Source organism: Pedobacter jeongneungensis (assembly GCF_039538295.1).
In the GTDB taxonomy this organism is placed as follows: domain Bacteria; phylum Bacteroidota; class Bacteroidia; order Sphingobacteriales; family Sphingobacteriaceae; genus Pedobacter; species Pedobacter jeongneungensis.
The window spans coordinates 18,334-29,443 of record NZ_BAABBY010000015.1 but is presented as its reverse complement, the minus strand read 5'-3'; the positions used below and the strand labels follow the sequence as shown (position 1 = coordinate 29,443).

Genomic DNA, 11,110 nt, shown 5'->3' with positions numbered 1-11,110 from the left:
ATCACACAAAACTACCACCTTCTTATCCATTCACAAAGTCCAGCAAGTTAACTCACTGGAAACGAGAAACAATTTATTTATGCACACCCGAAGCAGTATATCGAGAGGAAGCGAAGCTGAAACCTGGTCAAGAATCAACTAGGATACCCTACCCAAACCTCCTCAAACTATCATCCTTGATCCCCAGAAAACTCGCAATATCCCTCCTCTTTGCCACCCCGAACAGTTTCTTATTTCCCAAAATAAACTTCCTGAACCGATCTGCAGCCTTCAAAATCAGTAAATCCGAGGCATGCTCCAATCTCTGCCCATCATAATAATCCCTGATCTTTTCCACCAACAGCGGCACCTCCTCAAACCCGTTCCGCAGTTCCATAAACTTTTCATAACTGATCTCGATCAGCACCGCATCATCAATGACCTCAATATCATTTATGGCAGTCCCCTGGGAGAAAAACCCAGGATACGCATATACAAAATCCCCTTCCACCCAAAACCAGCTCGTCCTTCCTATCCCAGAATCATAACTGGTTTCCTTTACAAAACCTTTCAGGATATACCATACCCTGGTCGGCTTCTGCCCCTTGGACAATAATAATTTTCCTTTTTCTGCATGGATCAATCCCAAGAGTGGCTTCATCAAAGCAATGAAACCCGGCGATATTGCATGAAATTGCAACATCCTGTCAAGCATGTGCTGATAATGTAAATTGGAGAGCATAGATCGGTAGATGTCGGTTCTCCAGAACCCTTTAAAATCCTGTCCAACTACGTCTCAAAAAAAGGGAACCGCTAAAGTCCCCTTCTCATGTATCCCGGTTTCCCCGGCGGAAAGAACGAAAGTTGGAAAGAATCGGTTTATAACTAAACAATAATTTCTCTGGGGTCCAAACTAGCATTCCCCAAACTTTTAGTTTTCCAATATCCTGCAAAATCCGTTCACAGAAATGCCAACCACTTACAAATAGATTAAACGATCAAAGAAAAGAAAGAGACATAATAACCGATACAAAAACATAGTTTCATTGTTCAGTTAATTTGGGTAATATTGAATCAGGCAACAATCAATCCGCGAGAACAACCATAACCATGACTGAAAATTTAAAACAGGTCAAAGCCAAAGACCTTAAGGCTGGAAATTATCTGATCAATTTAGGGCAAGTTCACCAAATTGATAAAGATTCTGATTATTACCATGTACTAATCACAAAACATAATGAAAAACAGGTATACAAATTTTTACCGGGTGAAGAGCTACTGATATTTGAACATGTAATAGCCGACGGTCCTATGGAATTCCTCTTGTCTTCTGGAATAAAAGATACCATGAAGAGCATGTTTACGACTATACGTGTTGAAACTGAAGTTAAAAACCAGCAGCAGAACAGGCCGGAACCAGATTAACATCCAGTGAGACAGTTGGTGTTATAAATACATAATAAGATTACACCATGCCGCAACCTGTTTTTGTACACTATATAGGAACCAAGTACAATGCCTGGTAGAAAAAACAAGCTAAAACATCATAAGGGATCGACACCGTAGCGTTATCCATATTCCCAGTCACAAAGCAGGGCACCTCCATCCGAAGCCTGCCCTGCTGATCATTAACTATTCCTCTTTCTATGAAAAGTCCTTTTCCTATCCCCACCACACTATCCAGTCCAAAGAACGGTACAGGGACTTCACCAAATCCCTGTACCTCAAACCAAAACGGCCTCGCGCCGCCTAAACTAAAATTGCTACCTATGAAGAAAATATAGCCTCTTATATGAACCGGGTACCTACACCTGGCATCAAAAATTAAACATCAATAATTAACAACTGATGAGCCAGTAAAAAAAACATCGCAATGCACCAGCAATAAAAAAAAGGTACAGGCCCCAGTCAAGGGATACCTGTACCCGTTAAAACCACTACCGGGACATTCAGCTCCCACGGTTCCGGTATTGCGAATAAAACAAATACGATGAAACATATTTACCGGAACCAGTGCAGCGCTTGGCAGGCACTCTCTACCGCCAGGCCTTCTGCAATATTCGCAAATACTTTACGCGCCTGCCAGTAGCTACACCACTTCAGTAAATCGGGCGGATATTGGGATCAGTTGCTTATCGTTTATTCTGCCATGGACAGCCAGATCCCATAAAAGCCATAGAATATTTCATCGCTGAAGATCTGGAACTGCAGAAAAAGGTGGCATGAATCACTTCTATAGCGAATACAAAGGCAATAATGTATTAACGATCAAAAAGATGCCGATCAGGATAAGTCCGAAATAGACATACTTAAAAAAAGAGTTACCGCTAATGTTATGGTTAAGGTAGCGGCCTAGAAATATCGCAGGAAATACCGCAGGCAGGGAGACCAGGAAATATTTCAGGACTTCCAGGGTAATCAATCCCTTTGCAAAATACCCGAGCGAACCGATAAAACTTACCGGCAGGAAATACACCTGGAGCGTTGCCCTGAAATGTTTGGCACTCCAGTTCCGCATATTACCGTAAACTACAAGCGGCGGTCCGTTTACGCCATATGCCCCGCCTAATACACCCGACAAAAAACCGCAGATAAAAAGCCATAACTTATTATCTGTTTTAAGGGTAAGCACGTTTTTGCCGAAAATGGCATATAGTGCATAGGCAATGATCAGTAGCCCCAAACCAATTTTTACCCAGAATTCGTTGCCATAGATCAAAATCAACAGGCCAAACGGTATACCCAGGACAGCAAAAATAATCAGCCACTTCGCGCTGTCAAAGTGTATCTGTTTGTGGTCCTGCACGACCACCACCAATGCAACTAAAATTGATATCAGAACAGATAAGGGCACGGCAATATCCATTGGCAGATAAAGGATAAAAAACGGAACGGCAATTAAAGATTCCCCAAAACCAAAGGTCGAACGAACGAGCGTCGCTATAAAACTGACTACAAAAACGTAGATGTAAATAAACTCCATATTTCACCTAAAAATACGCTTTTTCCTGCTCAAAACCTCATTTTTAAGGCCGACAGTCACGATTAATACCATTGCTTAACAGTGTTTTTACATAAGCTGAAAATACAATTCCCGGATGCAGAATAGTTTGCCCATGCCCCCCTGAAATCGTGTTTTTACCTGGTCTATAACTGTCCGGACCTAGCTAAAAAAAGTCCAACACATGAAATGACGACCATCACAACCGGCGCCCAACAAATGAAACGCTTTCGTTCCGTCAGCATCCGGGTTCAACCAGGCAAAAAAAAAGAAATCAAACACCAAAAAATGGTTTGTGATTTTGAAAGATCAAAACGGCACCGCAGTGGAATGTTTCGACTGCGCCAGCACCATCGAAGAGCTCACCTGCCCGATATTGGGCAAGCTGTCCAGCTTTTGCCTCAAAAAAGCATTATAACTCTGCAGGCTACTGGTCACTACCTTTAGTATAAAATCATCTTCACCCGTAGTATGACAGCACTCCAATACCTCGGGATATGAAGATACAGCAGATTGAAACTCTTTTAAAGCCGTTCCTGAATGATCCAACAAGCGGATGTGGACATAAGCCATCATGCAGTCCCTTAGCAGTTCATAATCCAGCAAGGCAACATAACCCCGGATGTAACCGAGTTTTTCGAGCCTTCTGATGCGTTCGATAATTGGTGATTTACTTTTGTGCAGGCGCCTGCCGATTTCGTTATAGGTCAGTCTTGCTTCCTTCTGCAGGAGCTTTAATATGGCAAGGTCCGTCTGGTCGGGATAATAGGATTCCATTATAGCTGATTTGGCTAGTTAAATTAATAAACATGTTCATCCGTTATAATGAGCAGCAAATATATTGCATTCCATCCCTCATTTGCAAATCCTATCTAGCTATTCTGCCAGGTAAAACCAGGTTATGCAAAATTTAATTCCAATCACCTTAAAACACATAGTCAGCTACAAAATTTTATTCTGAAACATGATTCAAAATCCGCCCGTTTTACCAAAGCTCAACGACTATATTTTTTGCTAGCGAAAACGCTGCAGATTTGCATCAGACAACAATCCGAAAGGCTGTAGCCATAAAGCCCGGATAAAGATTTTGGCTGGGTAGAAGCAGCCAGGTTTTAGTTTAATAAGAGTAGTTATAATTAGTTGGAGCCGGTCTTTGCCCGGCTCCTTTTTTTTAGCGTACTATCTCCTGTCCGCCCACTCTTTTAATTACAGAGCCAGCACTACCATTAAAAATAATGAGCGCAGACAGATCCGATTTTATTTCTATTATTTAAGGTTAGATCTTTTTGACATTGATAGCCACCAATCCTTTTTTCCCCTGCTCGGTATCGTATTCCACAATATCACCCGCCCTGAGGTCACGGACCAACAGTCCGCTCACATGCACGAATAAATCTTCTGAATTTGCATCCGGAGTGATAAAGCCAAAACCTTTTTCACTGTTATACATTTTAACTTTTCCCTGTTCCATAAATTTTCACCTTACTGTAAAGGTTATTCTCCAAGCCTAAGATAGTTTAAAATATCCAAAGCAATCAGTGTCATAACTGGATGTTAAATAATTGCAAACAACATATCGGCTTTCATGGCCGTTATATCCTTGGGCGCCTTAATTTAAAAAAAAAGTTTTTTTCACTAATTTGAAATCATGGAGAACCAAAAGGACAATGAAATCCGGTCGGAAGAGACCAGGGAAATGGATGAGCTTTTAGAACGCTCTGCCCAGATAAAAGCACGACATCAGCGCACTATGGAAAAAGTGGAAGAACTTAAACAGCGTGCCGATGAATTTCTGGATAGTCCGGAGGCACCACCCCGAAAAAAACTGTCATAAAAACAAACTAAAATTCCTTCAGCCTGCCTTCTAATTCGAGCCGCGCTGAACCATTTTTGCACAGTACCTGTTTCGCAATATATTCTGTGGCATTCATATTTCTGAAAAAGAGATAAACCTAACCCTTGCAAAACCAACGAAGGGCAACCATCCCGGTAAAAATTTATTTATAGCCTTAGAGAATAAGCATAAAAATGGACTGTAAACCTTAAATATTTGCCCCTAATCATCCATTTTGCTTATCATTGCAGTTTAATTATCAGCTCCCACAACAACAGTATCCCATTAATGAACAAACAGCGCGGCCCCAGCATTCTGCTCAAGGTTATCCTTGTTATCCTGAGCCTGGGCATCTGGTACCTATATGAGCGTTGGAAGAAAGTGCAAAAAAATAAACAGGAACTTATAGTACTCCTGCCCCAGATCGAAAAAGCCACAGTTGAATTCAATCCTTATTTTTCCGGCAGCAGGTATTTCGCCAATTACGACTACCTTCAGTTAAAATCCCGGCATACGGGCCTTTTATCCAGGATTCCAAAGGATTACCCCAGCTATAACTTAACTGAGCAGGAATTTAAAATAGTAGACTGTTTTGCCAGTCTCCACCGCAATATCGAAAAAACCAGGTCAGACTATAACCAGGCATTTACCAAATCAGAAACAGATCGTTACAGATCATTTTTTTCAAAACTTGAAAAGTATCCCCTGTCGGATGAGCAGATGCGCGCAGTGGTCAGCGAGGAAGACAATAACCTCGTCATCGCAGGCGCAGGCACCGGAAAGACAACGACGATCAGCGCCAAGATCGCCTACCTGTTGGATAAAAAACTAGCGACGCCCGAGGAACTGCTCGTAATATCTTTTACCAATGCAGCGGTGGAAGAAATGTTTGACCGCACACTTCGTTTCTGCGGAAAGGATTCCGGTGTAGATCGTGTTACCTTCCGTACTTTCAATTCTTTTGGCAACCAGGTGGTCAGGCACTGCAACCCGCATCCCAAACAGATTGCCTTTGAAGGAAAGGATTATAAAGCTAAAGCGTTCCTTCAACAGAGCTTTGATCTGCTTTTTAAAACCGATGAGGATTTCCAGTCCAGGGCTATCAATTTCCTGGCCTTCTTTAACCGTCCGGTAAAGGATGAATTTGAGTTCAATTCTGCCGCAGAATTCAAAATGCACCAGCAGTCCCAGCGTTGCATCAGCCTGAACGGCATCGAGGTCAAAAGCATGGAAGAACTCCAGATCGCGAATTTCCTTTACCTGCACCAGGTCGATTTTGAATACGAATCCCTCTTTCCTATGGAACGCGAAGACCGCAATGCGGAATTCAGGGACTATGCCCCTGACTTTTATCTTCCCGGATATGACATTTACCACGAACATTACGGCATCGACAGAAACGGCGATGTACCAGACTGGTTTTCTACAAAACCGCCGTTTCAAACAGCAAGGGAATATTACCATCATGGCATGAACTGGAAACAGCATATCCATGAAAAATATGGCACCAGGCTCATCAAAACCTATTCTTACCAAAGCTATGATGGCTCAATGCTTCGATCCCTAAAAACTCGACTCAGCTCCTTTGGTGTATTGCTTAGGAAAAGAAAACCGGAAGAGATTATCGCCACGCTGAAAAAAACCGAAAATTTTGAAGGCTTTATCGGACTGATCTACACCTTCCTGAACCTGATGAAGTCCGGCGGGATTACGCCCGGTCAATTGAGAACCGAAGATATGGAACAGCGTTTCTCGGTCTTCCTTGACGTATTTACCCCGCTCTTCCGCGCTTATGAACAAAAGTTAAGGGATACCGGTAGCATCGATTTCAATGACATGGTCAACTACGCGACCAGTTATATCGAAAACGGCAAATACCAAAAAACCTATAAATATATCCTGGTTGATGAGTTTCAGGACATGTCGCAAGGGAGATATGCATTGCTTAATACACTGAAAAAAACCAATCCTGCCGCCAAACTCTATGCGGTGGGCGATGACTGGCAATCGGTTTACCGCTTCAATGGCAGTGATGTGTCAATCATTGGCCGTTTTAGCGACCATTTCGGTGCCACTGCCCATAACCAGATTTTGCAGACTTACCGCTTCAACACCGAAATCCTTCAGGTGAGCAGCACCTTCATCCAGAAAAACCCCATCCAGCTCAGAAAGAAACTATCCTCTCCCTTTGATGCGAGTTTTCCTGCCTTCGCACTGGTTCCCGTCGATTTACGCAGAATGAAAAAAGCAGAAATCGATCTTTATTTATTTGACAGGATCAACCAGCTTCTTAGCGGCATAAGCCAAAAAGCGAACATATTCCTGATCGGAAGATACAACCACAACATACCGACCGACCTTGCCGAACTCAAAAAAATGCACCCAAATTTGCGCATTTCCTTTCATACCGCGCACGGCAGTAAAGGGCTGACCTGCGATTACGCGATCCTCTTGGGACTTGATTCCGGAATCTTTGGATTCCCTTCAGAAATTGCCGATGATCCCGTACTGGACTACCTGCTGGAGGACAGCGGCAGTTATGATAATGCAGAAGAACGGAGACTTTTTTATGTGGCCATGACAAGGGCACGTCACAAGGTTTACCTGATGTACAATAAGCGGAACCCGAGCAAGTTTGTCCGGGAACTAAAATCAGATCATGAAATCGAAATCCTCCAGGAGATGTAAAGCATCGAAGAGATAAGGGTTTTATGGAAACCATTAGCCGTCTGCATCCTATCCTAAAAACCGAATGATCAGATTAATACGCTCCATCTTTCTTACCATATCCTTATTTGTCTGCTGCAAAAGCCCTCGTACCCAGCAATGGGATGTTGCCACCATAAATCACAACTTGCCAAAAGACAGCATTTTTGCGCTAATGGATACAAAAAAGGAATTAATGACCTTTCCCGGCCAGGACTCCACGCTAAAACGAAGCAGCATGGTCTCATTTCTGATGGGGGAAAAACATAACAGGCAGGATTCCCTAAATTCAAGCTACAATACCTGCACTGCTTATTTCTCCAAATCGGATACGCTGCACATCGACATCGGGCTGCGTGGGCTTCTAGGTGGATGGGGGTTTGATATCAGCTATCAGAACAAACGCTTCAATACTGAAGGGTATAAGTATTCAGATGTAGTATATCAGGGCAAGTTGGATAAACCACAGCACTGGGTCATCCACCAGCAACTTACCCTCGACATGCCCGGCTACAAAGTCGGCGACAGTTTATACGGATACATCGATTTTAAGGCTATGGAGCGCAATGAGCTTGGCGATACCATTGTCTATACCGGCAAGGGGAAATTCCGGGCAAAGGTGAAAAATGACAGGTTCAATAATTAACATTACGGGTACTGAAATCTGTCGATTCCTTGTGTGCCAGGGTAAAAGCGAGTGCCTTTTTTACAAAGTCATTCAGCGTAAGATTGTGCACGTCAGCAAAAAGCGCTGCCTGTTTATGAAGATCGGCTGAAACCCTGACATTGAGCTTCCTCTATAGGTCTTATCGGGAACCTTGCCGACCTCAGCACAGGTTTCCAGATAATCCCCTACTGCCTCTTCGAAAGCAATTTTTAGTACTTTCACCGAATCCCCCTCGAAAGTTACCAGGTCGTTGATTGCCAGCATCTTTCCAAAGAAAACTTCATCGACACTGCTATAATGCACCGACGCGTAATAATTTTTATAACTCAAGATGTCATTCATTTTTCAAGTGGCCAATGGCCTTTAACTGTTCAATCACTCGCCGGATCAAATGGCCTTCATAATATTCTTTTTGACCAGGTTAAACAGGCGTAAAAACAAAAGATAGATTCGGCATAGATAAAATAACTAATCCGATAGCAACATACCGCCACATCATAAACACAGTCCTGATCTTCCAGGCCAAAACCGGGTCAAAAAAAATAAAATACTAAGCCTTAGATAGTAAATCTTTACTGCCAACGTTGCTCAGCATATCTCCCACCATTTCTCTCAATCCAAATTCAGCCTGCCATGCCCAGTCCACACGCGCATCATAATCATCGATCGAATCCGGCCAGCTGTCTGCAATCTGTTGGCGGAAATCCGGAAGATAATCCAGCTTGAAATCTTTGATATGTTTTCCTATTTCCTGCCCCAGCTCTTCAGGGGTAAAACTCATCGCCGAGAGATTGTACGAAGTCCTGATTCGCAGTTTTTCGGACGGTGCATTCATTAATTCCAGTGTCGCCCGGATCGCGTCCGGCATATACATCATCGGTAGCATGGTCCCCGGTTTCAAAAAACATAGGTAACGCTGATCAGAAACTGCCTTATGGAAAATATCCACTGCATAATCCGTTGTTCCACCACCGGGAGGCGATTTATAGCTGATCAGTCCGGGATAGCGTAAACTGCGTACATCAAGCCCATGTTTTTCGTGGTAATACCGGCACCAATATTCTCCCGCTGCTTTACTGATCCCATAAACGGTTGAAGGACTACTGGCATTGGCCTGCGGACTATGCTGCTTGGGCGCATCAGGTCCAAACACCGCAATACTGCTCGGCCAGAATACTTTTTCCATTTCACACTTCACCGCCACATCCAACGTGTTCAGCAGGCCGTCCACATTCAGCTGCCATGCCAGCGCCGGTTCCTGCTCCCCTGTGGCAGACAGCACCGCAGCTAAAAGGTAAACCTGCGTGATGTTTTCTTCCCTGCATAACATCAGCAGCTGTGCTTTATTCATCACATCCAGTTTGACATAAGGATAATTATCCACACCCGCCTGGCTCTTGTCCCTGATATCGGCCGCCAGTACCTGATAACGTCCATATTTCTGCCGCAGCGCTTCGGTCAGCTCTGCGCCGATCTGCCCGCAGGCACCGATCACGAGTATCTTTGTTTTGTTCATCTTGTTTTATTATAACCAATGCATGTCCTCATCATCGCTTTTATCTGTCCGTTTATTCATTAACTGGCTTTTTCGCAGGATCAGCCCTGCGCATATTACCAGGATCAGGATTAAGCTTCCGTGAAGGAGCAGGTCATTGTTCATTGTATATGTGGTTAGTATTTGAACTTCTTAAATGGGCAATTAAGCCTTTGGATGAGATATAATGCCTTTAACCTTAAAATATCCAGCCCAAGTCTCCACCGGGCAAATAATGATTTTAACGATATCACTCTGGAAGACCGTCCCTCCCGCCAGAAAAACGGCCCTTTATGGTAAAGCAATATCGCCCAGCCTAGCAGCAGCAGTATGGGCGGGATCAGCATCTGCCAGGATTGTGGTCTCGGGCTAAACATCCGGCATTCCCCTTTCCCTCACCATGGTTTTTAATTTGCCGATGGCCACCTTCTCAATCTGCTTGATCCGTTCGGCAGTCAGGCTGATCCTGCCGGCCATTACTTCATAACTGCAGTCCATGGCCTGGCCGATCCCATAAAGCCCTTCGATGACGGTACGTTCCTTTTTTGTTAATCTGGAAAGCAGCAGTTCAGTGATTTCTTTAATATCGGAAAGTGCCAAAAGATGGTCTGAAGCCGGGATATTTTCATCGGCAATGATATCCCCGACCGATCGTTCGCCCAGCTCTTGCCCGTGGGGCTGATAGATCGAAAGTGGCATACGGTCAGCGAGTAACTGCTCTGCCATCTGGTGCTGTGGAATCCCGACGCGATCAGCAAGTTCCTGGGTAGTGGCCGGCCTTTCGAGCTTTTGCTCCAGTTCACCCATCAGCTGGTGTGCCACTGTAATGTTGCGTACCTGGTTCATTGGTAAACGGACCATACGCGCGCATTCACCCAAAGCCAGCAGCATGGCCTGACGGATCCAGAACACCGCGTAAGAGATAAACTTAAAACCAAGGGTTTCATCAAATTTTTTCGCTGCCGTAATCAGCCCCAGGTTTCCCTCATTGATCAGGTCACAGATAGGGAGTCCCATATGTTCATATTTCTTTGCGCAGGAAACCACAAAACGCAGATTCCCTTTTACCAGCCGCTCAATAGCAGAGCTGTCTCCTTCCCTGATGCGTTTACAGAGCAGCACTTCTTCCTCTTCACCCAATAGTCCGATCTTGGCCAGGTCGTTAAAGTACAGGTTAAGGGAACGGTAATCACGGGTGGTATAGGAAACTTCGATGCGAAGCGACTTCATGCCGGGGTTCTTGCTCATAAATTATCTTGCTCGCCCGATGGGGCTCAGTTTGGTCGGCATAAAGTTGAAAAGTTCTCCCGAGCTGTTACAGTAAAGCTTATAGAAAAGTAAATCGGGCTGTTTAACTGCTTCTAGATAGAATCAAATTCTGCCAGGAAC

The 11,110-nt window shown here is 44.1% G+C and carries 10 protein-coding genes and 1 pseudogene; 4 read left to right on the top strand and 7 right to left on the bottom strand.

The window, feature by feature from the left end; all coding sequences use genetic code 11:
* Positions 1–148: 148 nt before the first annotated feature.
* A complete protein-coding gene (locus tag ABD769_RS22735; protein ID WP_344853649.1) occupies positions 149–694 on the bottom strand; it encodes a Crp/Fnr family transcriptional regulator in 546 nt (181 codons plus the stop codon).
* A 395-nt stretch (positions 695–1,089) separates the two neighbouring features.
* On the opposite strand from ABD769_RS22735, the gene ABD769_RS22730 reads away from it, so the two are divergent.
* Positions 1,090–1,404: a hypothetical protein gene (locus ABD769_RS22730; protein ID WP_344853648.1), complete on the top strand. Its 315-nt coding sequence runs from the start codon at positions 1,090–1,092 to the stop codon at positions 1,402–1,404.
* 808 nt (positions 1,405–2,212) lie between these two features.
* On the opposite strand, the gene ABD769_RS22725 is transcribed toward ABD769_RS22730, so the two are convergent.
* From ABD769_RS22725 to ABD769_RS22715, 3 genes are all read right to left on the bottom strand, one after another.
* Positions 2,213–2,962: a sulfite exporter TauE/SafE family protein gene (locus ABD769_RS22725; protein ID WP_344853647.1), complete on the bottom strand. Its 750-nt coding sequence runs from the start codon at positions 2,960–2,962 to the stop codon at positions 2,213–2,215.
* Positions 2,963–3,289: 327 nt separating this feature from the next.
* Positions 3,290–3,757: an Lrp/AsnC family transcriptional regulator gene (locus ABD769_RS22720; protein ID WP_344853646.1), complete on the bottom strand. Its 468-nt coding sequence runs from the start codon at positions 3,755–3,757 to the stop codon at positions 3,290–3,292.
* A gap of 499 nt (positions 3,758–4,256) precedes the next feature.
* On the bottom strand, positions 4,257–4,451 hold the full coding sequence (locus tag ABD769_RS22715) for a cold shock domain-containing protein (RefSeq protein WP_147229789.1): 195 nt from the start codon (positions 4,449–4,451) through the stop codon (positions 4,257–4,259).
* A gap of 177 nt (positions 4,452–4,628) precedes the next feature.
* On the opposite strand from ABD769_RS22715, the gene ABD769_RS22710 reads away from it, so the two are divergent.
* The 3 genes from ABD769_RS22710 (at position 4,629) to ABD769_RS22700 (ending at position 8,166) form a co-directional block, all read left to right on the top strand.
* Entirely contained in the window at positions 4,629–4,814 is a 186-nt protein-coding gene (locus ABD769_RS22710) for a hypothetical protein (RefSeq protein WP_344853645.1), read from the top strand.
* Between the two features lie 288 nt (positions 4,815–5,102).
* A complete protein-coding gene (locus ABD769_RS22705; protein ID WP_344853644.1) occupies positions 5,103–7,502 on the top strand; it encodes a UvrD-helicase domain-containing protein in 2,400 nt (799 codons plus the stop codon).
* 64 nt (positions 7,503–7,566) lie between these two features.
* Positions 7,567–8,166, top strand: coding sequence for a hypothetical protein (locus ABD769_RS22700; RefSeq protein WP_344853643.1), 600 nt, complete (start codon positions 7,567–7,569; stop codon positions 8,164–8,166).
* Here ABD769_RS22700 and ABD769_RS25035 read toward each other — a convergent pair.
* The 3 genes and pseudogenes from ABD769_RS25035 to ABD769_RS22690 all read right to left on the bottom strand — a co-directional run.
* Positions 8,156–8,302, bottom strand: a pseudogene (locus tag ABD769_RS25035) (toxin-antitoxin system HicB family antitoxin); the annotation flags it as partial. The gene ABD769_RS22700 and the pseudogene ABD769_RS25035 sit on opposite strands and share 11 nt — an antisense overlap.
* 435 nt (positions 8,303–8,737) lie before the next feature.
* Complete coding sequence (locus ABD769_RS22695; protein ID WP_344853642.1) at positions 8,738–9,703, bottom strand: NAD-dependent epimerase/dehydratase family protein; 966 nt, start codon at positions 9,701–9,703, stop codon at positions 8,738–8,740.
* Positions 9,704–10,090: 387 nt separating this feature from the next.
* The gene (locus ABD769_RS22690; RefSeq protein WP_344853641.1) at positions 10,091–10,969 is read right to left on the bottom strand and encodes a sigma-70 family RNA polymerase sigma factor; all 879 of its coding nucleotides are present in this window, start codon (positions 10,967–10,969) and stop codon (positions 10,091–10,093) included.
* Between the last annotated feature and the right edge of the window lie 141 nt (positions 10,970–11,110).

Bases quoted from the DNA above. Each gene is read 5' to 3' on its own strand.
- ABD769_RS22735 (WP_344853649.1), bottom strand. From the start codon at position 694: ATGCTTGACAGGATGTTGCAATTTCATGCAATATCGCCGGGTTTCATT.
- ABD769_RS22730 (WP_344853648.1), top strand. From the start codon at position 1,090: ATGACTGAAAATTTAAAACAGGTCAAAGCCAAAGACCTTAAGGCTGGA.
- ABD769_RS22725 (WP_344853647.1), bottom strand. From the start codon at position 2,962: ATGGAGTTTATTTACATCTACGTTTTTGTAGTCAGTTTTATAGCGACG.
- ABD769_RS22720 (WP_344853646.1), bottom strand. From the start codon at position 3,757: ATGGAATCCTATTATCCCGACCAGACGGACCTTGCCATATTAAAGCTC.
- ABD769_RS22715 (WP_147229789.1), bottom strand. From the start codon at position 4,451: ATGGAACAGGGAAAAGTTAAAATGTATAACAGTGAAAAAGGTTTTGGC.
- ABD769_RS22710 (WP_344853645.1), top strand. From the start codon at position 4,629: ATGGAGAACCAAAAGGACAATGAAATCCGGTCGGAAGAGACCAGGGAA.
- ABD769_RS22705 (WP_344853644.1), top strand. From the start codon at position 5,103: ATGAACAAACAGCGCGGCCCCAGCATTCTGCTCAAGGTTATCCTTGTT.
- ABD769_RS22700 (WP_344853643.1), top strand. From the start codon at position 7,567: ATGATCAGATTAATACGCTCCATCTTTCTTACCATATCCTTATTTGTC.
- ABD769_RS22695 (WP_344853642.1), bottom strand. From the start codon at position 9,703: ATGAACAAAACAAAGATACTCGTGATCGGTGCCTGCGGGCAGATCGGC.
- ABD769_RS22690 (WP_344853641.1), bottom strand. From the start codon at position 10,969: ATGAGCAAGAACCCCGGCATGAAGTCGCTTCGCATCGAAGTTTCCTAT.